Annotated in this window: 24 protein-coding genes; 5 read left to right on the top strand and 19 right to left on the bottom strand. The window is 58.2% G+C overall.

Annotated elements, in window-relative coordinates; all coding sequences use genetic code 11:
• Nucleotides 1-36 precede the first annotated feature (36 nt).
• Together rplA and rplK are read right to left on the bottom strand one after the other, a co-directional pair.
• On the bottom strand, nucleotides 37-735 hold the full coding sequence (gene rplA / locus ACR0LZ_RS12750) for a 50S ribosomal protein L1 (protein ID WP_480750183.1): 699 nt from the start codon (nucleotides 733-735) through the stop codon (nucleotides 37-39).
• 1 nt (nucleotide 736) lies between these two features.
• Nucleotides 737-1,186, bottom strand: a complete 450-nt coding sequence (gene rplK, locus ACR0LZ_RS12745; protein WP_480750182.1) for a 50S ribosomal protein L11 — start codon at nucleotides 1,184-1,186, stop codon at nucleotides 737-739.
• Between the two features lie 245 nt (nucleotides 1,187-1,431).
• Here rplK and ACR0LZ_RS12740 point away from each other — a divergent pair, with 245 nt between their 5' ends.
• Entirely contained in the window at nucleotides 1,432-1,881 is a 450-nt protein-coding gene (locus tag ACR0LZ_RS12740; protein ID WP_480750181.1) for a hypothetical protein, read from the top strand.
• A gap of 90 nt (nucleotides 1,882-1,971) precedes the next feature.
• On the opposite strand, the gene nusG is transcribed toward ACR0LZ_RS12740, so the two are convergent.
• The 11 genes from nusG to ccoN all read right to left on the bottom strand — a co-directional run bounded on the left by nusG (nucleotide 1,972) and on the right by ccoN (nucleotide 11,369).
• Complete coding sequence (nusG, locus tag ACR0LZ_RS12735; protein WP_480750180.1) at nucleotides 1,972-2,505, bottom strand: transcription termination/antitermination protein NusG; 534 nt, start codon at nucleotides 2,503-2,505, stop codon at nucleotides 1,972-1,974.
• Between the two features lie 214 nt (nucleotides 2,506-2,719).
• Nucleotides 2,720-2,917 (bottom strand): preprotein translocase subunit SecE, encoded by a 198-nt coding sequence (secE, locus tag ACR0LZ_RS12730; RefSeq protein ID WP_480750179.1) that lies wholly within the window; start codon nucleotides 2,915-2,917, stop codon nucleotides 2,720-2,722.
• Nucleotides 2,918-3,003: 86 nt separating this feature from the next.
• A complete protein-coding gene (locus ACR0LZ_RS12725; protein WP_480750178.1) occupies nucleotides 3,004-3,408 on the bottom strand; it encodes a (R)-mandelonitrile lyase in 405 nt (134 codons plus the stop codon).
• 44 nt (nucleotides 3,409-3,452) lie between these two features.
• Entirely contained in the window at nucleotides 3,453-3,611 is a 159-nt protein-coding gene (ccoS, locus tag ACR0LZ_RS12720) for a cbb3-type cytochrome oxidase assembly protein CcoS (RefSeq protein WP_480750177.1), read from the bottom strand.
• Between the two features lie 4 nt (nucleotides 3,612-3,615).
• Nucleotides 3,616-5,793 carry a heavy metal translocating P-type ATPase gene (locus ACR0LZ_RS12715; protein WP_480750176.1) on the bottom strand — a complete coding sequence of 726 codons (2,178 nt, stop codon included), beginning with the start codon at nucleotides 5,791-5,793 and terminating at the stop codon, nucleotides 3,616-3,618.
• Between the two features lie 4 nt (nucleotides 5,794-5,797).
• Nucleotides 5,798-6,256 carry a FixH family protein gene (locus ACR0LZ_RS12710; protein ID WP_480750175.1) on the bottom strand — a complete coding sequence of 153 codons (459 nt, stop codon included), beginning with the start codon at nucleotides 6,254-6,256 and terminating at the stop codon, nucleotides 5,798-5,800.
• Nucleotides 6,257-6,258: 2 nt separating this feature from the next.
• Complete coding sequence (ccoG, locus tag ACR0LZ_RS12705; RefSeq protein WP_480750174.1) at nucleotides 6,259-7,686, bottom strand: cytochrome c oxidase accessory protein CcoG; 1,428 nt, start codon at nucleotides 7,684-7,686, stop codon at nucleotides 6,259-6,261.
• 272 nt (nucleotides 7,687-7,958) lie between these two features.
• A complete protein-coding gene (gene ccoP / locus ACR0LZ_RS12700; protein ID WP_480750173.1) occupies nucleotides 7,959-8,828 on the bottom strand; it encodes a cytochrome-c oxidase, cbb3-type subunit III in 870 nt (289 codons plus the stop codon).
• Nucleotides 8,825-9,010, bottom strand: coding sequence for a cbb3-type cytochrome oxidase subunit 3 (locus ACR0LZ_RS12695; protein ID WP_480750172.1), 186 nt, complete (start codon nucleotides 9,008-9,010; stop codon nucleotides 8,825-8,827). The genes ccoP and ACR0LZ_RS12695 overlap by 4 nt, the downstream gene beginning before the upstream one ends.
• Nucleotides 9,011-9,021: 11 nt before the next feature.
• Nucleotides 9,022-9,750, bottom strand: coding sequence for a cytochrome-c oxidase, cbb3-type subunit II (gene ccoO, locus ACR0LZ_RS12690; RefSeq protein WP_480750171.1), 729 nt, complete (start codon nucleotides 9,748-9,750; stop codon nucleotides 9,022-9,024).
• 14 nt (nucleotides 9,751-9,764) lie between these two features.
• A complete protein-coding gene (gene ccoN, locus ACR0LZ_RS12685) occupies nucleotides 9,765-11,369 on the bottom strand; it encodes a cytochrome-c oxidase, cbb3-type subunit I (protein ID WP_480750170.1) in 1,605 nt (534 codons plus the stop codon).
• Nucleotides 11,370-11,565: 196 nt separating this feature from the next.
• Between ccoN and ACR0LZ_RS12680 the strand changes: the two genes are divergently transcribed.
• Nucleotides 11,566-12,405, top strand: a complete 840-nt coding sequence (locus tag ACR0LZ_RS12680; protein WP_480750169.1) for a universal stress protein — start codon at nucleotides 11,566-11,568, stop codon at nucleotides 12,403-12,405.
• Nucleotides 12,406-12,445: 40 nt separating this feature from the next.
• Here the strand turns inward: ACR0LZ_RS12680 and ACR0LZ_RS12675 are convergent, their stop codons facing one another.
• Nucleotides 12,446-12,703 carry a GlsB/YeaQ/YmgE family stress response membrane protein gene (locus ACR0LZ_RS12675; protein ID WP_480750168.1) on the bottom strand — a complete coding sequence of 86 codons (258 nt, stop codon included), beginning with the start codon at nucleotides 12,701-12,703 and terminating at the stop codon, nucleotides 12,446-12,448.
• 51 nt (nucleotides 12,704-12,754) lie between these two features.
• Nucleotides 12,755-14,077 (bottom strand): aminotransferase class I/II-fold pyridoxal phosphate-dependent enzyme, encoded by a 1,323-nt coding sequence (locus ACR0LZ_RS12670; protein ID WP_480750167.1) that lies wholly within the window; start codon nucleotides 14,075-14,077, stop codon nucleotides 12,755-12,757.
• Nucleotides 14,078-14,176: 99 nt separating this feature from the next.
• On the opposite strand from ACR0LZ_RS12670, the gene ACR0LZ_RS12665 reads away from it, so the two are divergent.
• Nucleotides 14,177-15,049, top strand: coding sequence for a LysR family transcriptional regulator (locus tag ACR0LZ_RS12665; RefSeq protein ID WP_480750166.1), 873 nt, complete (start codon nucleotides 14,177-14,179; stop codon nucleotides 15,047-15,049).
• On the opposite strand, the gene fnrL is transcribed toward ACR0LZ_RS12665, so the two are convergent.
• On the bottom strand, nucleotides 15,046-15,789 hold the full coding sequence (gene fnrL, locus ACR0LZ_RS12660) for a transcriptional regulator FnrL (protein WP_480750165.1): 744 nt from the start codon (nucleotides 15,787-15,789) through the stop codon (nucleotides 15,046-15,048). The genes ACR0LZ_RS12665 and fnrL overlap by 4 nt on opposite strands.
• Before the next feature lie 61 nt (nucleotides 15,790-15,850).
• On the opposite strand from fnrL, the gene hemN reads away from it, so the two are divergent.
• Both hemN and ACR0LZ_RS12650 read left to right on the top strand, forming a co-directional pair.
• A complete protein-coding gene (gene hemN, locus ACR0LZ_RS12655; RefSeq protein WP_480750164.1) occupies nucleotides 15,851-17,206 on the top strand; it encodes an oxygen-independent coproporphyrinogen III oxidase in 1,356 nt (451 codons plus the stop codon).
• Nucleotides 17,207-17,429: 223 nt separating this feature from the next.
• On the top strand, nucleotides 17,430-19,358 hold the full coding sequence (locus ACR0LZ_RS12650) for an elongation factor G (protein WP_480750163.1): 1,929 nt from the start codon (nucleotides 17,430-17,432) through the stop codon (nucleotides 19,356-19,358).
• A 36-nt stretch (nucleotides 19,359-19,394) separates the two neighbouring features.
• Here the strand turns inward: ACR0LZ_RS12650 and ACR0LZ_RS12645 are convergent, their stop codons facing one another.
• The 3 genes from ACR0LZ_RS12645 to ACR0LZ_RS12635 are packed head-to-tail and all read right to left on the bottom strand — an operon-like array spanning nucleotide 19,395 to nucleotide 23,158.
• The gene (locus tag ACR0LZ_RS12645; RefSeq protein WP_480750162.1) at nucleotides 19,395-20,972 is read right to left on the bottom strand and encodes an ABC transporter ATP-binding protein; all 1,578 of its coding nucleotides are present in this window, start codon (nucleotides 20,970-20,972) and stop codon (nucleotides 19,395-19,397) included.
• Nucleotides 20,969-22,075 (bottom strand): ABC transporter permease, encoded by a 1,107-nt coding sequence (locus tag ACR0LZ_RS12640; RefSeq protein WP_480750161.1) that lies wholly within the window; start codon nucleotides 22,073-22,075, stop codon nucleotides 20,969-20,971. The genes ACR0LZ_RS12645 and ACR0LZ_RS12640 overlap by 4 nt, the downstream gene beginning before the upstream one ends.
• Nucleotides 22,076-23,158 carry a microcin C ABC transporter permease YejB gene (locus tag ACR0LZ_RS12635; protein WP_480750160.1) on the bottom strand — a complete coding sequence of 361 codons (1,083 nt, stop codon included), beginning with the start codon at nucleotides 23,156-23,158 and terminating at the stop codon, nucleotides 22,076-22,078. It abuts the gene before it with no gap.
• Nucleotides 23,159-23,162: the final 4 nt, after the last annotated feature.

Genomic DNA, 23,162 nt, shown 5'->3' with positions numbered 1-23,162 from the left:
GGCCGCCCGCTTGGTTTTACCGCTGAATGCTCGTGCTTATTCGCTCGAAGCCTGCGCCACATCCACGGTCACGCCGGGACCCATGGTCGAGCTCAGCGCGATTTTCTTCATGTAGGTGCCCTTGGCGCCCGACGGCTTTGCCTTGGCCACGGCCGACACAAAGGCACGGACGTTTTCGACCAGCTTGGTTTCGTCAAACGACGCTTTGCCAACACCGGCGTGCACAACACCGCCTTTTTCCGCCTTGAACTGGACTTCACCGCCCTTGGCTGCTTCCACGGCGGCTTTCACGTCCATGGTCACGGTGCCAACCTTGGGGTTCGGCATCAGGTTGCGGGGGCCGAGGATCTTACCCAGACGGCCGACGACGGGCATCATGTCCGGGGTTGCGATGCAGCGGTCGAACTCGATCTTGCCGCCCTGAATGGTTTCCATCAGGTCTTCTGCGCCAACAATGTCAGCACCGGCTGCCTTGGCTTCGTCCGCCTTGGGGCCGCGAGCAAACACTGCAACGCGCATAGTTTTGCCAGTTCCGTTCGGCAGGCCGACGACGCCGCGGACCATCTGGTCGGCGTGGCGGGTGTCGACGCCCAGATTCATGGCGATCTCGACGGTTTCATCGAATTTGGCAGAGGCGTTTGCCTTGATCAGGGAAACTGCTTCTTCGACCGACAGGTTTTCCTTGCCGGCAAAAGCTTCGCGTGCGGCGCGGGTCCGTTTTCCGAGTTTAGCCATCTTACTTCACCTCGATGCCCATGGAGCGGGCCGAGCCCAGGATGATCTGCATTGCGCCTTCGATGTCGTTGGCGTTCAGATCTTTCATCTTGGCTTCCGCAATTTCACGGACCTGCTTCGAGGTCACGGTTGCGATTGTTTCACGGCCAGGATTTTCCGCACCGCGTGGGCGGTTGCGTTTGCCAACCGGCTTCAGACCAGCGGCTTTTTTCAGGTAATAAGACGCGGGCGGCGTCTTGATGTCCATGGTGAAGGACTTGTCCTGATAGTAGGTGATCACGGTCGGGCACGGTGCGCCGGGCTCCATGTCTGCGGTCTTGGCGTTGAACGCCTTGCAGAATTCCATGATGTTGATGCCGCGCTGACCCAGTGCGGGGCCGACCGGCGGAGAGGGGTTTGCCTGACCTGCAGGAACCTGCAGCTTCATCGAACCAACAAGCTTCTTAGCCATGTGGTTTTCCTTTCAACGTGGGCGGGACGCGTCCAGCCCGGAGAATGTTGCGTGGTCCGATTTCAGGATCGCGATCCGTCCATCTCCCACGAGAGAATCTCGCCCGAAGACGATAGAGGCGGCGTTTACAGGGGAATGGCGGGGTTGGCAAGGGGTCGAGGCGCTGAGCATGGACGACCAAATGGACAGGTCTCGCTCGCGCACATATGTAATGCTTCGTTAGGTGTATCGCGGCGGCCGGGTAAATGAGAATTCAAAGAGACCAACTTCGACCAACTCTAGTTTCGCTCGTGTTGGCCGGCCTCACGACCCTTGCCGGATCACTCGCCATCAGCGAACAAACAGCTAAACCAGAAACCGTGATAGTCTGTTCCTTGAAGAGCGAGACAAATGAAAATGCGGATGTCTTTCTCTCCTTCGTCGCCGATAAGATAAATCTCGAAGTCAATGGGCTAATGCTCTATGGCGTGGTCCCTCTTATTGGGCATAGTCATTCACCCAATATTTCTGTTGCCGCCAACATGGATGCCAGAGGTGTATACACACTGGTTATTCACAGAGACTTTTTCTTGCCGCATCCCATCGGGTATGACCCAGACAATCCCCCGGCAACTTTGACGGTGCAGCAAGCCAATGAGGACGTTGTACCTGAAATCAAGACATTCAAAGGAAGCTGCAAGTTCAGCCAAACATGATGCGCCGCTTTGTTGGCCTTCCTCCCCCCCAAAAAAAACGCCGCAATGCATCTGCAACGCGGCGTCCTAAATTCCACTTGGGTGTTTCTATCACCCCTGCTTGGTGACCTGCGTAAAATCCAGTTCGACCGGCGTTTCGCGGCCAAAGATCGAAACCGAGACCTTGAGTTTCTGGTTCTCGTCGTCCACGCCTTCGACCATGCCGTCGAAATCCTCGAACGGACCATCGTTGACCTTGACCTTTTCGCCAATCTCGAACGAGATCATCAGCTTGGGCGCTTCTTCGCCTTCCTGAACGCGGTTGAGGATCTGGTTCACTTCGGCGTCGCGCATCGGCATCGGGCGGCCTTGCGGGCCAAGGAAACCGGTGACCCGGTTGATCGAGTTGATCAGGTGATAGCCCCGGTCGGACATTTCCATGTGCACCAGCACGTAGCCGGGCATGAAGCGGCGCTCTGTCGTGACCTTCTTGCCCCGGCGCACTTCGATCACCTCTTCGGTGGGCACCAGAACTTCGTCGATATCGTCCTCAAGACCCTGCTCGGCCACGGACGTGCGGATCTGTTCTGCGATCTTTTTCTCGAAATTCGAAAGAACGCTGACCGAGTACCACCGTTTCGCCATGAACCTGTCGTCCTTGTTCTGCCTTTGGCACACTGTCCGGAGCGCGCCCGTCATTGAAATTTCTCAGCGGTTTCACCGCACAACCCGGAACAAAAAGCGGCGCGCAACTCGAATCGCCGCACGCCCGTCCCAAAGGGTTTCGCGTCACCTACTCCGACATGGCGCGTTGTGCAAGGGGCGTCCGGGATTTAACCGGGCGTTCCCGAGGGCTTGCCTAGTTGAACATACCCAGAATCAGCTGCAGCCCGCCACGGATGCCCAGATCCACCAGCGCAAAGAAAATGGCGGTCAGTGTCGCCATGATGAACACCATGACCGTGGTCAGCAGCACCTCGCGGCGCGTCGGCCATACGACCTTTGCGACTTCGGCGCGGACCTGCTGGATGAACTGGATCGGATTCATGGTGGCCATTTGGCTTGTGTCTCTCTGCTTGCGAATGGGCCGGACATAGCCGGGCAATGCGGTAATTTCAAGGGCGGGCGGACACGCGGCGCATATCAGGCCGGCGGTTGCAGGTAATCCGCGTCATCGACCTGTTCCAGCCAATCGGTGATGTGGTCATCCAAAGCCTCCTGAATGGCGAGGTGGACCATTTCCGTATCCGGCGCTGCACCATGCCAGTGTTCTTCGCCCGGCGGAATCCAGACTGTATCTCCGGGTCGAATTGTCCGGGGCGCTTCGCCACGGCGCCCAACCAGCCCGACACCTGACAGAACATACAACGTCTGGCCCAACGGGTGGGTATGCCATGCTGTACGCGCGCCAGCGTCAAAGGAAACCCGGAATGCCCGAACGCGCGCCGGCTCGGGCGCTTCAATCACCGGCTCTAGCCAAACCGTTCCGGTAAACCAGTCCCGCGGCGCTTTTCGCCCCTCTCGGCTGTCCGACCTGAATATTTCCATAGCGCACCTCCTGACCCTCTGCTCGTGCCCCGACTCGACACATGTCAAGGTTTGGGCTTGTCGTCCCATTGATTGTCGAGGATTCGCCGGGCGTCCCCTTCGGGGTCGTCATACTGGTTGGTACGAACCGTGTAGATGAACGCGGCAAGACCAACACCCCCCAGCAAGAGAGAGATCGGAATCAGATAAGCCAGTACTTCCATCGGGTCACCTCAGCCGCAAAGCGTTCAGTGATACGGTAATCGACGAGGTCGACATCGCCAAGGCGGCGATCAGCGGTGTCGCCAATCCAGCCACCGCCAGGGGCACCGCGATGACGTTATAGACCGTGGCAATCTGAAAGTTCTCACGGATTCGTTTGGTTGCCTTGGTCGCGGTCTCACAAGCCTCAGCAATCGGCGACAACTCGGTGCCAAGCAAAACGATATCCGAGGCAACGCGCGCCGCATCCAGAGCCGACGCTGGCGAGATCGATACATGTGCCGCCGCAAGCGCCGCTGTGTCGTTGAGGCCGTCCCCCACCATCAAGACCTTGCGGCCCTCCTCCGTCAGCTGCTGCACCCGCTTGACCTTGTCTTCGGGCAAGGCCTCGGCCACCCAATCTTGAATGCCAAGCCGCTCTGCCAGCGCCGCAACGGCGCCTTGGGTATCACCGGAAATCAATGCCACCTGCTTGCCGGCATTGCGAAGAGCAGCCACCGCTTGTACCGCGCCGGGGCGCAGCGCGTCCGTGTAAACGAATGCCACCGGCGCGCGGTCCCCAACTGCCAACCATGCGGCTGTTTGATTGCCCTGTTCTGCACCTACCCATGCCGCACGGCCCAGGCGTACGGTCTGACCGCGAAACTGACCTTTGGCTCCATAACCGGGAACCTCAATCAGATTGGCAATGCCCGCTGGCTTTATCCCGGTAGCGCGAGCAGTCTTGGCTAGTGAAACCGACAACGGGTGAGACGATGCCTCGGCCAGCGCCAGTGCGATTTCCAGATTGGTCCGCGTGTGATCGCCCAGATTGGTCAGTTCCGGCGTTCCGGCGGTCAGAGTGCCCGTTTTGTCAAAGACGACCGTGTCCACCTCGGCCAGACGCTCCAGTGCGGTTGCGTGTTTGATCAGCAAGCCCCGACGGAACAACCGCCCGGAGGCGGCGGTGGTCACGGCCGGAACCGCCAGACCCAAAGCGCAGGGGCAGGTGATGATGAGAACGGCGGCGGCGATGTTCAACGCCGTGCGAACATCACCTGAATACAGATACCAGCCGAGAAAGCTGAGCGCTGATAGGATATGAACGCCTGGTGCATAAAGTTTGGCTGCACTGTCGGCCAGCGAGGTATAGCGTGACCGGCCTGACTCGGCGATAGCCACCAGATCCGCCATGCGATGCAGCGAGGTTTCCTGCCCCACCGCTGTGGCGCGTATGGTCAGGGGGCCGGTCAGATTCACCTCGCCCGCACTCACGATCAAGCCCGGTTCGGCAAAGACGGGGAGCGTTTCGCCAGTCAGCAGCGAACGGTCCAATTCGGAGCGACCGGATACGACCTCGCCATCCACTGGCATCCGGCCACCCGGGCGCACAAGCACCAGATCGCCGACCGCAAGCGTGGAGACGGCAACTTCTTCCTCGATGTCGTTGGCCACACGTATGGCACGCGGAACTTCCAGTGCCGCCAGTTCTTCGGCAGCAGACCGCGCCACGGCCCGGGTTCGATAATCGAGATAACGTCCTGCCAGCAGAAAGAAGGTCAGAGTCAGGGCGGCATCGAAATAGGCATGCTCGCCACTCAGCGAGGTTTCCCAAAGCGAAGTGACCAGCGCCAAAACAATGGCCAGAACGATCGGTACGTCCATGTTCAGGCGACGAACGCGAAGCGCACTCCACGCATTCGCAAAGAACGGCTGTCCTGAAAACGCAATCGCTGGCAGCGCAATGGCCGCCGAAATCCAGTGAAACATGTCACGTGTGGCGTCCGATGCCCCGGACCAAACCGATACCGAAAGCAACATCACGTTCATCGAGGCGAACCCCGCCACCGCAAGTCGCATCAGAAGGTCACGGCCCGCCTTGTCGGTCTGCGTTGCCGCCAGCGCGCCGGTATCCAGCTCATGCGCTTCGTACCCTGCGCGCTCCAGCACTGGGATAAGATCGGCAGCGCGCACATTCGCCGAAGCCTGGATCATCGCCCGCTTGAGCGTCAGATTGACCCGAGCATCGGCGACGCCGGGATAGGCGTTCAACTCGCGTTCGACTGTGGCAATGCATCCCGAGCAGTGGATGCCCGGCAGCGACAGAGCAATCTGAACATCCTCGAGGATGGCGCGCGCCGGTTCAGCCGGAGCCGCGAGGCATCCGGGGCAAGCCGCTGTGCCTGGGCGCATCTGGGCAGACATCACATCATCCTTTTACGCGCAGAAGCACCCTTTGGGTGAATTCCGTGCCATCCGCAGCTGTGGCGACCATACGAATGTTCCAGTTGCCTTTTCCCAATTCGGCCTTGGCCACATAGGCACTGCCGTCAAAGCGAAATTCGGGCCGGCTATCTTCGTTCACATGGGTTGCCCGCCCCACAACCGCGTCAAGCTTTTGCACCTCAACTGGGGTGCCGGATGCATCAATGATCGAAAGAAAGATCAACCCGCCCGCCGCATCGGCACGCACGGTCCAACCCAAAGATTCCTGCGCGTCGCGGCGGGTGTTGAATTCCTGGCTGGCGACATAAGAATTCTTTACCTCAAGCCCCGGAAAGGTCTTCACCGCACTATAGGCCAGAATCAGATTCACCGCGATGATCACACCAAACGCCCCGACAAATACAGCCAGCGCATGTTTTCCGGTAAACTGGCGTTCCGCCATGGTCAGTTCCCTCGTCCGTTGAACGTGGTGTCTTTGTAGGCGCGCTCGCCACTGGTCAGATCCTCGACCCAGATCCGGACCGGAGTTGCCTGAGCCGCGGACGGCGCAGCATCCTTGGAGGCCATGATATATACACGAGTGAGCTGTGCCGTGTCAGCCGGAACGTTGACAACATCGTAATCAGTGCCTTCAATCTGTATGCGCATGGTCGGATCACCCGTCAGCGACAACTTGAACAGCCGGTCTTCGCCATGCTTGTTGCGCAGCCGGACGTCATAGGTGTTGCGGATCGATCCATCCGACAAGGTCACGAAGGTCGGGTTGCGCACTGGCGCCACCGTCAAGTCGATATCGGATCGGATGAAGAGCGCGAACAGCAACGCGAACCCGACCGCCGACCACAGACTGGTGTAGAGGATCGTGCGCGGGCGCAGGATGTGCTTCCAGACGTTTTTGGGTGGGTGCCCTGCACGCTCGCGACCTTCGTCACTGAGCGCCATATAGTCGATCAATCCACGCGGCTTGCCAATCTTGGCCATCATGTCGTCACAGGCGTCAATGCACAGGGCGCAAGTGATGCATTCCAGTTGCTGCCCGTCGCGGATGTCGATGCCGACCGGACACACGTTGACGCAGGCCATGCAATCGATGCAATCGCCCAGCTCCGACTCCTCGACGCGTTTGCCCTTGCCACGCGGCTCGCCCCGCCATTCACGGTAACCGACGACGAGCGTGTCTTCGTCCATCATCGCCGCCTGAATGCGCGGCCAAGGGCAGGCATAGATGCAGATCTGTTCGCGGGCGAAGCCGCCAAACAAGAAGGTTGTAAAGGTCAGCACCGCCATGGTGGTGTAGGCGATCGGATGAGCGTTCAGCGTGACCAGATCCTTTGCCAGCGTCGGGGCATCGGCAAAATAGAATACCCACGCGCCGCCGGTGGCGAGACCGATGAGCAGCCAGACAATCCATTTGGTAATGCGCAGACGCGCCTTGCGGAAATCGAGCTTTTTCTGCCGGTGCAAGCGAAGGCGGGCGTTGCGGTCGCCTTCAATCCAGCGCTCGACGAGAATATAGAGATCGGTCCAGACCGTCTGCGGGCAGGCATAACCGCACCAGACCCGGCCCAGGGCGGATGTAAACAGAAATAGGCCGAGGCCGGCCATGATCAGCAGACCAGCGACAAAATAGAACTCGTGCGGCCAGATTTCGATCCAGAAGAAATAGAACCGGCGGTTGGCCATATCCAGAAGCACCGCCTGATCCGGCAGGCTGGGCCCCCGGTCCCACCTGATCCATGGCGTCAGGTAATAGATACCCAGGGTCACCGCCATGATGATCCATTTCAGGTTTCGGAACGGACCTGATACGCGGCGCGGAAAAATCGGCTCCCTTGCGGCGTAAAGGCTGGGGGCGGGGTCGGAATCGCTCACGGACTCACTCCAGATCTGGGGCACTTGCGCGTGTTCTCACAGATCATAGTTGGTACAACTTTGACATGGGTCAAAAAGCGCATCTTCAATTTAGGTTTTGAACCCGTGGCAAAACATGCATAAAGAAAACACGATTGCCGGTTTCAGCAATCGACAGACTTCAACTAGCATTTCGGTTAGTTGGCGCCGGCTGTTCAGGAAACGCGCGAACAGATGGAACAGCCGGCACCTCACCCTCTGGGCGGCAAGCCGCCCAGAGGTATCCTCAAGTCTTATTCACCGCCACCCAACTGATGGACATAGGCCGAAACCGCGCGAATCTGGGATTCGGTCAGGCGGGTGTTCCAGGCGGGCATGACTCCAAACCGGCTGTTGCTGACAGTGTCGATCAGCGTGTCGTAGTCGCCACCATAAAGCCAGATCGCATCTGTCAGATTCGGCGCGCCTTGGTAGATATCGCCGGTACCATCCTCGGCGTGGCAGGCTGCACAGTTGTCGGCAAAAACAACCGACCCGGCTTCGACCGCGCCTGCGTCCTGTGGTTCGCCCGACAGAGACATGACGTAGTTCACGACTTGATCGATTTCCTCTTCGCCCAACAGTTCGTCCCGTCCAAAGGCCGGCATTTCCGAATACCGTGCCTCGTCACTATCCGAATTGCGGATACCGTGGCTGATGGTGAAGTGGATACTTTCGATATCACCACCCCACAGCCAGTCGTCATCCAATAGGTTCGGATAGCCCTTGGCCCCTGCCGCGCCCGAGCCATGGCACTGGGCGCACCAGGTCTTGAACACGGCGCCACCGGCCGAAACTGCGTATCCGTTGAGTTCGGCGTCGCCTTGGATTGCGGTCAATTCCACGGATGCCAGCTTGTCGTTGATGGCGGCGTTAGCCTCTTCCACCGCGGAGATTTCAGCGGCAACGTCGGCGCGGGTTGACCACCCCAGCGCACCGGCGGTGGCCGAGTTGATCAGCGGCCAAGCTGGGTAAGCGATGGTATACATCACACCCCAGATAATGGTGGCGTAGAAGGTCCACAGCCACCAGCGGGGCATCGGGTTGTCGAATTCCTCGATTCCGTCCCAAGTGTGCCCGGTGGTTTTCGGATCACCCGGTTGTTTTTCAGGTGTCTTGCTCATTGCCGCGCCTCCTTGGATGTGGCGGGTTTATCTTGATGCCGGAACGGGATGTTGGCGCTGTCGCGGTGCTCCTTCCCTGCGCCGGGGCGAAAGACCCAAAGGACCACGCCCAGAAAAAAGGTGAAGAGGACCAGCAACATCCAGCTATCCGCGAATTGCCGAAGGATTGTGTATTCTTCCATCACACCCCTCCCTAGCGGCTTGCATCAGGGATAAAGGTCGAGAAATCGACCAACGTACCCAGCATCTGCAGATAGGCGATCAAGGCATCGGCTTCGGTCACGCCCGGTTGGCCGTCGAAGTTGCGTACGTTGACATTGTCGCCATAGCGTTCCAGAAGCCCGTCATAATCGCTGTCCGGATCTGCCTGCGCCCGGAAATCGGCGACTGCGTTTTCGATCATCTCGTCCGAATACGGTGTTCCGACCAGCGCGTTTGCGGCCATGATGTCACCGATGTATTTGCCGTCGATCTTCCTGTTTTCGAGGAAGCCGTATTTCGGCATCACCGATTCCGGGACCACGGCCTGTGGGTCACGCAGGTGATCGACGTGCCATTCGTCCGAGTAGCGGCCACCGACGCGGGCCAGATCCGGTCCGGTGCGCTTTGAACCCCACTGGAACGGGTGATCGTACATCGATTCCGCCGCCAGCGAGTAGTGACCATAACGTTCGACCTCGTCCCGCATAGGGCGGATCATCTGGCTGTGGCAGACATAGCAGCCTTCGCGGATATAGACTTCGCGCCCGGCCATTTCGAGAGGGGTGTAAGGGCGCATGCCCTCCACCTTCTCGATGGTGTTTTCCAGATAGAACAGCGGGGTGATCTGCACGAGGCCACCGATGGTTACGACCAGAAAGCTGAAGATCAGCAGGAGGGTCGCGTTGGTCTCGAGGATCTTGTGTTTGTCGAGAATTGCCATTGCTCCGGCCCTCCTTATTCAGCCGGGACCGCGACGCCGAGGCTGGCCTCTTTGGCCGGCGCTCGACGAACGGTCATCCACAGGTTGTAGCACATGATGACGGCACCAGCGAGGAACATGACCCCACCCAGCGCACGCACCACATACATCGGGAACTTGGCGGCAACGGTGTCGGCGAACGAGTTCACCAGGAAGCCGTTGGCATCCACTTCGCGCCACATCAGGCCTTCCATGATACCGGTCACCCACATGGAAGCGGCATAGAGAACGATGCCGATCGTGGCGAGCCAGAAGTGCCAGCTGACCATTTGAAGCGAATACAGACGCTCACGCTTCCACAGTACTGGCACCAGATAGTACAGCGCGCCAAAGGTGATCATGCCGTTCCAACCCAGCGCGCCAGAGTGCACGTGACCGATGGTCCAGTCGGTATAGTGGCTGAGGCTGTTCACCGCGCGGATCGACATCATCGGGCCTTCGAAAGTGGACATGCCGTAGAAGCCGACCGAGATTACCATCATCCGGATTACCGGGTCGGTGCGAAGCTTGTCCCAAGCGCCGGACAGCGTCATCAGGCCGTTGATCATGCCACCCCAGGACGGCATCCACAGGATGACCGAGAACACCATGCCCAGCGTCGACGCCCAGTCAGGCAGTGCTGTGTAGTGCAGGTGGTGCGGACCGGCCCAGATGTACAAAAAGATCAGCGCCCAGAAGTGGATGATCGACAACTTGTACGAAAACACCGGGCGTTCGGCCTGTTTCGGAATGAAATAGTACATCATGCCAAGGAAGCCCGCGGTCAGGAAGAAGCCCACAGCATTGTGGCCGTACCACCACTGAATCATGGCGTCTTGTACACCCGACCAGACAATCACGGATTTCGAGCCCCAGATGCTGACCGGGATGGTCATGTTGTTGACAAGGTGCAGCATGGCAACCGTCACGATGAACGACAGGTAGAACCAGTTGGCCACGTAAATATGGGGTTCTTTCCGCTTTATGATCGTGCCCAAGTATACCGCAAGATAGGCAACCCAGACGACAGTCAGCCACAAGTCGACATACCACTCAGGCTCGGCATATTCCTTGGATTGCGTCCCTCCAAGCAAGTAACCGGTTGCGGCCAGTACGATGAACAGCTGATAGCCCCAGAACACGAACCATGCCAGATTGCCGCCCCAAAGGCGCGCGGCACTAGTGCGCTGCACGACGTAGAAAGACGTGGCAATCAGGGCGTTGCCGCCAAACGCGAAAATCACCGCCGATGTATGCAATGGGCGCAAACGGCCGAAATTCGCAAATCCCTGCGCCCATTCGAAATTCAGCGCCGGGAAGGCCAGTTGAAATGCGATGAAGGTCCCGGCCAGAAAGCCGACAACGCCCCAGAATGCGGTTGCGATTACGCCATAACGCACGACACCGTCCATGTATTCGCCCGAATAATCGATGGGCAGAACCTCGTCAGTACGGCGCAGTGTCCAGATGAAAAGACCGGCGGCGACAACCATTATGAGAATGGCATGCACCTGATAAGCCAGATCTCGCGCGTAATTGGCCGCGATCGCGGCGAATACCGCAATCAGACCAAGCGCGATAAGCTTGATATAGTTTGACATTTTGCGTCCCTTTGCCATGCCCCACGCGGTTCTTGCTGCCGCGCAGACTTCTTTGACTGGCTGCCGTAATGTAGAATGGCAGCGCAAGTTGCTTTGATCTGTGTCAAGACAATAGCTTGAATTATATGACACGCATAACCTAGGAAATATGAAAATCGGTGGCACGTTTTGACACACCGGCAGCTCAGAGGTTGAAATGTCCTTTAAATCCCTGCTCACCGTGATGACGGATATCTCATCAGCCAAACCGGCGCTTGCGCAGATGGTGGCACTGGCCCAGGCTCAGGACAGCCACGTCGAGGCGCTCTGTCTGGGCGTCGACCGCAGTCAAACCGGTTATTATTATGCGGGTGCGAACGCGTTGATCCTTCAGGAAACGCTAAGCCGCGCGAATAGCGAAGCCGATGAGATTCTGGATTTTGCCGAGGATTACCTGGGTAAGTCCGGAGTGCGTTGGTCGGCGGAAAATGGAGTTGCGCAAATTGCCGATCTTGGCCGCCACGTCGCCCATCGCGCGCGGTTTTCCGATCTGGTGATCTTGTCCCGCCCCTATGGCGAAGACCGCGGGGCCGAGGCTGAACCGATTGTCGAAGCGGCAATGTTCGAGGGGCACGCCCCTGTTCTCGTCGTTCCGGACAATGTTGAACCGGTGGCGCGACCCGGAACAATCCTTATCGGTTGGAATGAAAGCGTCGAAGCAATGCGCGCCATCCGCAGCGCGTTGCCTTTCCTGACGGCCGCAGACTTGGTGCGGATCGTAGTAATCGACCCCCCGACCCACGGACCGGACCGCTCGGACCCCGGCGGGCTGTTGTCACAGATGCTCTCGCGGCACGGAGTCAAGTGTGAGATCGACGTTCTGAGCAAGACCATGACGCGGGTATCGGACATCCTGAACCGCCATGCGGCTGACACCGATGCGGATATGTTGGTCATGGGTGCCTATGGCCATTCCAGATTCCGCGAAGCGATCCTTGGCGGTGCCACACGAAACATGCTGGAACAGGCGACGGTGCCCGTATTCATGGCGCACTGAACAGGAAACCATTGTAAGGCGCCTAACACAGGCGCCTTTTTCAACCGGCTTTGCGGATCAACCCAATCACAAACAACAGGATCACGGCGCCAATTGTCGCGTGGAAAACCGATGCGATGATGCCACCGCCGACCGAGAATCCCAGCGCTGGAAAGATCGTTCCGGCCAGGAAGGCGCCAACGATCCCGACGATGATGTTGCCAATCACGCCAAATCCCCGGCCCTGCATGATCTTGCCCGACAACCATCCGGCCAGTGCGCCAACAATCAGCATGCTCAACAGGCTTCCAAACTGCATGTTTCACTCCCTATTGATTCAGCTGCAATAGACCACGCACGCGTTTACAGGTCACGTCCGAACATAGTGCACCCCCTGAAATTTCTGGCGAAGATTGCGGGTTTTTTCACCCACGCTTCTGGGATCGTTGCCGGTCAACCCCTGAGCAACCAGAGCAGCCAGTTCAACTGCGTGTTCGGGCCCGACGCCCCGGCGCACGAGTTCCGGTGTGCCAATTCTCAGACCGTTCATGTCCCCTGAAACCGGCGCGATAGGCAAGCCAATGCCGCAAGCGAGAAAACCTGCTTTACGCAGCGTTTTCGACGCTGTCTGCCCGCCACCAAAGGCCGCGGCTTCGATTGCGAACTGATGAGAGGCCGTTGCCCCGTTTTTGCCTTTGTAAACCGGTAGGCCTACGGCCTCCATCTCAAGCGCCAACGCCTGTGCCAGATCCACCATCGCCCGACCGTAAGCTGCGCCATATTCGATCCAGTCGAGCATGGTGATTGCCAGAGCCGCCGATTTCGCAGCGTCGAAATTTGCGGTCATGCCGGGAAAGGCGATGGCGTCCAGCCTTTCGGCGATTTCCGCATCGTTGGTCACGATAAGACCTCCGGCAGGCCCGCCAAGGCTTTTGTAGGTGCTCATGGTCATCATGTGTGCGCCCTGATCCAGTGGATTGGTCCAAATTCCACCGGCGATGACCCCGCATTGATGCGCGGCATCGAACAGAACCTTGGACCCGACCTCGTCGGCGATCTCTCGAACAGCGGCAACCGGATGAGGATAAAGGTTCAGCGACCCACCCACCGTGATCAGACGCGGCTTGTGCCTATGGGCCAGCGCCCGTAATCCATCCAGATCAAGGCTATAGCCATCGGCATCGACCGGGGCGTCAAGCGTTGTCAGCCCATAAAGTCCCGCGCAACCACCCTTATGATGAGTGACATGTCCCCCGATACTGGCGGGCGGCGCGATGATCGTGTCGCCCGGACGGGCCAGCGCCATAAAGCCATAGAGATTGCACAGCGCGCCGGAACCGACCCGGATTTCGGCGTAACGAGCACCAAAAACCTGTGCTGCCAGTTCAGCTGCGATCACTTCGATCTCTTCAATGGCTTCCAGACCCATCTCGTATTTGTCGCCCGGATACCCCAGCGACGGGCGGCTGCCTAATCCTTCAGCCAGAACAGCTTCGGCGCGAGGATTCATGACGTTGGTCGCGGGGTTGAGATTGAAACACTCTACGTCGTGAATCTCGCGGTTGCGGGCGATGAGCGCATCGAGACGAGCAGCAATCTGATCTGTCGAGGCCTCTGCGGTTTGGGCCGCGATGTCCTGAACGCGGGCTTCGCAATGGGAAGGAACCCAGGAACGTCTGGCAAGATTTGGCATTTTTGACCTCCGTATGTTGTCCCCAGAATGTCCTTTGCGTCCACTTGCCTGCAAACCAGTTTTATGAAAAATTAGGGTTAGAAAAATTGAGGCTAAATAATGCCCGTCGCTCCCCCTCGCCCCAGAACCTTTCCGTTGAACGCTTTGCGCGCGTTCGAGGCGGCAGCACGCCTTGGCGGTTTTGCCGCCGCCGCTGAAGAGCTGGGAGTAACGCCCGGGGCCGTTTCTGCACATGTGAAAGCGTTGGAAGAAGAGCTTGGCGCACCCCTGTTCGAACGGTCGGCGAAAGGCGTTGTTGCGACGGCACTGGCATACCGTGTTTTGCCGAACCTGACGCAAGCCTTTGACGAGGTGGGTCGCGCAACTCAAACGCTTCGCGCGCAAGCCCGGCCCCATATCGTTCACATCGTGGCATTGCCTTCGGTCGCGCAACTGTGGCTGTCACCGCGCCTGCCTGCGCTCCGCGCCGCAAACCCGGAGATCGAGGTTTCGCTGACTGCAATGGAAGCGCCGCCAAATCTAAAACGAGCGCCATACGATTTGTATCTTTTCTTTGGCGATTTGCCCGGAGAGACCTTGGCCCGGGACGTTATTTTTCCCGTCTGCGCTCCGACCCTGGTAGAACGTCTGAGAACGGTGCAAGATCTGAGAAACGTGCCCTGCATATCCGACACGACCTGGAGTGGCGACTGGGATATCTGGACGAAGTCGGCATTGTCGAATTGGCAGTTCGCACCTCGAGGCCCCGTTTTTTCGCTTTATTCTCTGGCGGTAGAAGAAACCGTGAATGGTGCCGGTGTACTGATGGGACACGAGATCCTGGTGGCACCTTACCTCGAACGCGGTCAGCTGGTGGCGCCTTTTGACACACGTGTAACACTGGAACACGACCTCAAGCTTTGGAGCGCAAGGCCGTTCAAATCAGACTCTTCCGTGGGGAAGGTTGCCAAATGGTTGAGGCAGACAGCCTAAACCGGAAATCCGCCATCGGAATCGTCACCTGCTTCTTCCATCAGGCGCCCCATATCGGGAACGGTCACGTGCCGCTTTCCCTCCAGTTCGATGACACCGTCCTTTTTCAGTGCCGAAATTTGCCGGCTGACGGTCTCCAGGGTGAGGCCTAAGTAATCTGCCATCGCCTCGCGCGTCAGCGGCAGGTCGAACACGATCGGTCCGGACAAGCCCGTCTTGGTCACGGATGCATCGCGGCGGGCGATGATCGACAGCAGGCTGGCAATCTTTTCGCGCGCGGTTTTCCGGCCCAAAACCAACATCCATTCACGTGCCGCATCCAGTTCGTCTAATGTCATCTGCAACAGACGCTGCGCGATATGGGGTGTATGCGCCATCATTTCTTCGAAGGGTTTCTTACGAAAACAGCACATCACGACATCGGTCGTGGCAACCACGTCGTAAGGAGCAGTATCACGACCCGGACGACCGACGAAATCGCTGGGCAGCATCAAGCCCACCATCTGCGTGCGCCCGTCCTCCATCGTCTGTGTCAACGAAGCGATTCCCGACACCATCGAGCCGACGAACCCCATCTGATCGCCCGACCAGATGATTGTCTGCCCGGCTTCGAAGCTGCGATAATACTTGATCTCGTCCAGCAACTCGAGTTCGTCCCGGTCGCAATGAGCGCAAACGGCCCGATGTCGGATCGGACAATCGGAGCAATTCGAATGGTCGAGCTGAATCTGCAGTGTCATCCGTTTATCCACTTGATCTCGGTCAATGCCGCCGAGCCAGACATCCCATAACGGTATCCTCATGATAGCGAAATCACAATTGGCTCGGCTCGGACTTTTTGACGCGAAAGTTCCGCGCTATACAAGCTACCCGACTGCACCTCACTTCAACAACGATGTGGGACCTGACTTATTTGGTGACTGGATTTCGGGCATCAAGCCCGGAAGTGCCATCTCGCTTTATGTCCATGTCCCCTTCTGCCGCAGACTATGCTGGTTCTGCGCCTGCCGGACGCAAGGCACGCAAACCGATAACCCGGTCATTGCCTATGTTGATGTTTTAAAGGCGGAATTGGACCTTTTGGCGGCTCGATTGCCCGAGGGCGTCCGACTGTCGCGCCTGCATTGGGGCGGCGGCACACCGACCCTGCTAAACCCCGATCTGATGCGGGATTTGGCAGCGCGGATACTGAGCATCGTTCCCTTGGGCGCGGGTGCCGAGTTTTCGGTAGAAATCGACCCCAACGAAATTGATGACGATCGGCTGGATGCGCTGGCCGATGCGGGTATGAATCGCGCCTCGATCGGGGTTCAGGATTTCGATGAGGACATTCAGAAAACCATCGGGCGCATACAAAGTTACGACACCACCCGCAAGGCGGCAGAAATGATTCGCGAGCGTGGTATTGCCAGTCTGAATGCCGATATCCTGTTCGGCCTGCCACATCAGACCAAGGCACGGATGACTGAAAGCGTGCAAAAGCTCTTGTCGCTCAATCCCGACCGTGTAGCACTTTATGGATATGCGCACGTGCCCTGGATGGCCAAACGTCAGCAGCTGATTCCTTCGGACGCGTTGCCGACACCCGAGGAACGTCTGGAACTGTTCGAAACCGCGCGACGCTTGTTCCTTTGGGACCAGTACGCGGAAATCGGCATTGACCACTTTGCCACGCAGGATGACGGGCTGACTCATGCGCTCAATGCGGGGCGGCTCAAGCGCAACTTTCAGGGATACACCGACGATCAAGCCGAGGTTCTCATCGGTGTCGGTGCGAGTTCGATCTCGCGCTTCCCACAAGGTTACGCACAGAACGCACCGGCAACTTCAGTGCATACCAAGGCCATCCGTGAAGGCAATTTCTCGACCACGCGCGGGCATCTGTTCAAGGGGCAGGACATTCTGCGCGCCCGTTTGATCGAGGCGTTGATGTGCGATTTCCGGATCGATTCGGCTGAGATTTTGCGCGACCACGATGTGACGGCAAACGACTTAAAACAGATGTACGCCGATGCCGACCGGGCGTTTCCCGGCATGCTTCGGATCACCGACGACGGGTTGTTCATCCCGACTGAGGCACGTCCATTGACCCGCATGATCGCCCGCAGCTTCGACGCGTATGACCTGAGCAAGGCAGGTCACAGTTCAGCCATCTGACGAAAGGACAACGAACCGGCAAGGCACGCCCCGAGCACTGCCTGACCAATTATCGCACGGGGGCTTGACGCCCTACACCCGGATTTCCCACACTTGGTGTGCGAGGGCGAATGCGCCTCGCACACGAGGCAGGCAGTAGGACAGACAGACGGTGCCGACGCTCAGGCGTTCGCATTTCCCTTTCGTGCAACAGAAATTGCAACCAGAGAGAGGGACAGCACCCATGCGCGTCTTTACAGTCCTCGGCCCTACCCAATCGGGCAAATCTACATTGGTCGAGGCCATCAGCCGCCTCGACGACCGCCCAACAACATTCGATGTATCCGGAACCGTGCATTTGCACGGTTTTTCTTACTTGGGCGAGCCGTGGTGCGCGATCGACGTGGACGGTGGCGGAGATTCGATGGCCTATGCAGGTCCGGCCATGGCAATATCCGATGCCGCCGTGGTGGTCGTTCCCCCCGACCCTGACACCGCGGTTCTGTGCGCGCCGTACCTGAGATTGGTTGAAGAGGCTGGCATCCCCTGTTTCCTGTTCATCAACCGGATGGATAACCCCAATGGCCGCATCCGAGACATTATCTCGGCCCTTCAGACCTATTGCACTCACCACATTGCCTTGCGTCAGGTGCCAATCCGCGACGGCGACCAGATCGTTGGCGCAGTCGACCTGATTTCCGAACGCGCATGGAAATACCAGGAAGGGCAACCCTCGGCCCTGATCGAGCTGCCGCAATCGGTCGAAGACCGGGAGCAGGAAGCGAGGGCTGAATTGCTGGAAACCCTGTCCGATTTTGACGACCACCTACTGGAGCAACTCATCGAGGACAAGCAACCACCCAGTGAAGAAATCTATGGGCTGGCGGCCCAGGTTTTGCAGAACCACCAGATCATTCCGGCCTGTCTGGGTGCCGCGAACCATGGCAACGGGCTGACAAGACTAATGAAGGCGTTGCGTCATGAAGCGCCGGAGTTCAACATCGCGGCGGGGCGCGACGAGGCTGCGGATGGTGCGCGGGCAATCGCAGGGTTTGCTGACGTCAAAAAGCATATCGGCAAGATCACGGTTCTGCGTGGCCTCGGCGACGGGGTGAAGGCCCACGAGACGCTTGGCGGTGAGAACGTGGGCAACCTGACAACACTCGACGCGAAAACACAGATCCCGGTCTTGGAGGCTGGGCATATCGGTTTGGCCGTCAAATCGGATCATCTCAATCCCGGCAACCTTTACGACAGCGAAACGGCGATGCCGTTGCCGGGCTGGGCCAATTCGCATCCTGTGGCTCACCGCCAGTTGGTTCTGCCCGCGCACGAACGAGACGACGTGAGATTGTCGAACGCGCTGGGTCGACTTAACGAAATCGATCCCGGGCTACACTTGAGTCAGGACGAGGGCACCGGCCATTCCATCCTTGGAACCCAAGGCCCGCAGCACATGCGGAGAGTCACCGCCAAACTGGCCGACGATTTCGGGATCGAAATCGAAACCGAGACTGTCGAAACCGCCTATCGCGAAACCATCCAGAAGCCGGTGGATCACCACCATCGCCATCGCAAGCAATCCGGTGGGGCCGGACAGTTTGCAGATGTGGTCATTTCCATCGCTCCGATGCCTCGCGGGTCAGGATTTCAGTTCGAAGAGGTGGTCAAGGGTGGGGCCGTGCCCAAGAACTATATCCCGTCGGTGGCACAGGGCGCCGAAGATGCTTTGGGAGAAGGGCCCGAGGGCTTTCCCGTTGTAGACCTCAAAGTCACACTGAAAGATGGCAAGCACCATTCCGTTGACAGCTCGGACTATGCCTTCCGCACAGCCGGCAAGAACGCGGTGCGTGAGGCCCTGCCAATGGCTAAACCGGTTGTTTTACAGCCGATTCTTCATGCCGAAATCCACCTCCCGTCGCTTTACGTCGGCGATCTGGTGCCGACGATCAGTTCGTTGCAAGGCCAGGTCCTTGGGTTTGAAGGCAATCCCGATGTACCGGGGTGGGAAATCTTCAATGCGATGCTTCCCGCGGTCAACGAGGACGAATTGCACCGCACTCTGGCCAGCGCCACACGCGGCACCGGGTGGGTAAAGCTGACTTTCGACCACTACGAGGAGCTTCGGGGCCAGTCACCCAAAGTTTCCCGCGAAAAGGTCGCGAATGCCTGATTTTGGGCGCCGGGCCGGTTCATCGGCCCGGCGCATCTATCCTGCCGCCGCGATCAGTTCGCGGGTATAATCCGATTGCGCGTTCTCGAAGAGGTCCTGAGCCGTCCCCATCTCGATCACATCACCCTGCCGCATCACCAAAACCTTGTGAGACATGGCGCGAACGACCTTCAGGTCGTGGCTGATGAACAGATAGGCCAGCCCATACTTGCGTTGAAGATTTCGCAGCAGCTCGACGATCTGCACCTGTACCGTCATGTCCAGCGCACTGGTGGGTTCGTCCAGCACCAATAGTTTGGGCCGCAGCACCATGGCCCGGGCGATGGCGATACGCTGGCGCTGCCCGCCCGAGAATTCGTGCGGATACCGGTCCATCGCCGCGGGGTCGAGGCCGACCTCGCGCATCACCTCAGCCACAAGTTCGCGGGGGGCACGGTGCGGGTCGACCTTGTGAATAGCCAAACCCTCGGCGATGATCTGCATGCAAGTCATGCGCGGGCTGAGTGAGCCAAACGGATCCTGAAATACGATCTGCATATCCTTGCGCAGCCGCCGCAACTCGCGCGTGGACCACTTGCGCACGTTTTTGCCTCGAAACTCAATTCTTCCCTCAGAGGAAATCAAACGCATGATGGCCAGCGCCAGCGTGGTCTTGCCCGATCCGCTTTCGCCGACAATGCCTAGCGTTTCACCAGCACGTACGGTGATCGTTGCGTCGTTCACCGCTTTCACGTGCCCCACCGTCCGCTTGAGGAACCCGCGTTGAATGGGAAACCAGACTTTCAAATGTTCAGTCCGCGCGATCTCTTCCGCCCCGGGTTCAACCGGCTCGGGTGAGCCCGAGGGCTCCGCCGCCAACAGCCTCCGGGTATAAGGGTGTTGCGGATTGTCGAAGATTTCTGACGTCACGCCACTTTCGACAATCTCACCATCCTTCATCACACAAACCCGATCAGCGATCCGGCGAACAATACCAAGGTCATGAGTGATAAAAAGCATCCCCATATTCTCGGATTTCTGCAGTTCGGCCAACAACTCCAGAATCTGCGCCTGAATGGTCACGTCCAGCGCGGTCGTCGGCTCATCCGCGATCAGGATGTCCGGTTTGTTGGCCAGCGCCATAGCGATCATCACCCGCTGGCGTTGTCCGCCTGATAATTGATGCGGATAGCTGTCCAACCGGTCTTCGGGGTCGCGGATGCCGACCGTGTTCAATAGTTCCAAAATGCGTGCCCGCGCTGCGTCACCGGTCAGGCCCTGATGCAGCGCAAGCGATTCCGCCATCTGTTTTTGAATCGTGTGGAGCGGGTTAAGTGATGTCATCGGCTCCTGAAAAATGAAGCTGATGTCGTTGCCACGCACATCCATCAGCCGCTGCTCGGAAGCGCCAATCATCTCTTGCCCGTCATAGGTGACAGACCCCTCGACCATCGCGCTGTCGCCCAAGAGGGACACAGTGCTGAGCGCGGTTACTGATTTCCCCGAGCCGGACTCCCCCACCAAAGCCACGGTCTCGCCGCGGTCGACGGAAAATGACACGCCTTGGACTGCAGCGGTAACCTGTCCGTCTTGTCGGAATGACACCTTGAGGTTCTTGACATCAAGCAGGCTCATGAGAACGTCTTTCTCGGATCGAAGGCATCGCGCACGCCTTCGAAAATGAAGACCAGAAGCGACAGCATGAACGCAAAGGTGAAGAACGCGGTGAAGGCCAGCCAAGGTGCCTGCAGGTTCTGCTTGGCCTGCAAGGTCAGTTCACCCAACGACGGGGCGGATGAGGGCAGGCCAAAACCCAGAAAATCGAGGCTGGCGAGGCCGCCGATAGTGCCTGTGACAATGAACGGCATGAAGGTCAGTGTTGCAACCATCGCATTGGGCAGCATATGCCGGAACATGATGGTCATGTTGCCAACGCCCAGTGCTTTGGCCGCTCGTACGTATTCAAGGTTGCGCGCTCTCAGGAACTCGGCCCGAACCACGCCGACAAGCCCAGTCCATGAAAACAGGATCATCAGCGCCACCAGAAGCCAGAAACTTCGCCCCAAGATCGCGAACATGATTATGATGACATAAAGCGATGGTGTGGCCGACCAGATCTCGATCACCCTTTGGAATACCAGATCGATCCAACCACCGAAAAAGCCCTGAATGGCCCCGGCGAATATGCCGACCAAACTGGCAACACCGGTAACAATCAAGGTGAACAGGATGGATAGACGAAAGCCGTAGATCACCCGCGCCAGCACATCGCGCTTGGTATCATCTGTGCCCAGCCAATTCTGGTGATTTGGTGGCAGCGGCGCTGCACCGGGGCGGTCCACGGTGGTGTTGAAGGAATAGGGGATGAGCGGCCAGATGGCCCAACCTTCTTCGAACCCCTCAGACTCGAACGTACCTGCCTTGATCTTATCGATGATGTCTTCGGGGTTATCGAAGCATTCTTCCAGTCCGCCACTATCGATCAGGCATTGAACCTCGGGATCGCGATAGATCGCTTCGGTCCGGAAATCGCCGCCAAAGGCCGTTTCCGGGTAGAACTTGAAGATTGGAGTGAAAATCTCGCCGCGATACTTCACAAGGATCGGCTTGTCATTGGCGATGAACTCGGCAAATAGCGAAAGTCCGAACACGATCGAAAAGATGATCAGCGACCAGAATGCCCGTCCATTGCGGCGGAAGTTGCGCCAACGGCGTTGGTTGAGCGGTGAGAGCGCCATTTACCCCTCGCGACTTTCAAAGTCGATGCGGGGGTCGACCAACACATACATCAGGTCGCTAATGATGCCGACGACCAACCCCAGCAGGCCAAAGATGAACAGGGTGCCAAAGATCACGGGATAGTCACGCGCCACAGCCGCCTCGAACCCCAATCGACCCAATCCATCGAGCGAAAAGATTGTCTCGATGATGATCGAGCCGCCAAAGAACACACCAATGAACACCGCCGGAAATCCCGCGATCACAATCAACATAGCATTGCGGAACACGTGGCCATAAAGCACGCTTCTTTCGCTCAGCCCCTTGGCGCGCGCAGTCATGACATAGTGTTTCTTGATCTCGTCCAGAAATGAGTTCTTGGTCAGCAATGTCAAAGTGGCAAAGGCTGAGATGGTCGAGGCCACCACCGGCAGGGTGATATGCCAAAAGTAATCGAGGATTTTACCACCAATACTCAGGCTGTCCCAATTGTCCGATGTCAGCCCGCGCAGCGGGAAGATCTGCCAATAGGATCCGCCGGCGAACAGCACCAAGAGCAGAATGGCGAACAGAAATCCCGGAATAGCATAGGCCACGATGATGGTTCCGCTGGTCCAGGTGTCGAAGGCCGAGCCATCCTTCACCGCCTTGCGAATACCCAGTGGGATCGACACAAGATAGGCGATCAAGGTTGACCACAAGCCCAGCGAAATCGACACCGGCATTTTTTCAAGCACAAGATCGACAACGCCGATGGATCGGAAATAGCTCTCGCCAAAATCCAACGTCAGATAGTTTCCCATCATTGTGAGAAAACGTTCGAGCGGCGGCTTGTCGAAACCAAACTCACGCTCAAGTTCTTCGATGAACTCGGGTGGCAGGCCGCGTGCGCCGATGTAACGTTCGTTGGCCGCGGTCTGCCGCTCAATGTCGCCGCCACCTCCGGCAATGCCTTCGAACACGTCACCGCCGCCTTCCATCTGAGCAATGATCTGTTCGACCGGGCCGCCGGGCACGAATTGCACAAGCGTGAAATTGATGATCATGATCCCCAGCAATGTGGGGATCACCAGCAGCAGGCGTCGTAGAATATAGGCTCCCATGGGG

This window comes from Ruegeria sp. CI1 (assembly GCF_056536925.1).
Note: the sequence above shows the minus strand (reverse complement) of the source record. Positions and strands in the feature narration are given on the sequence as shown.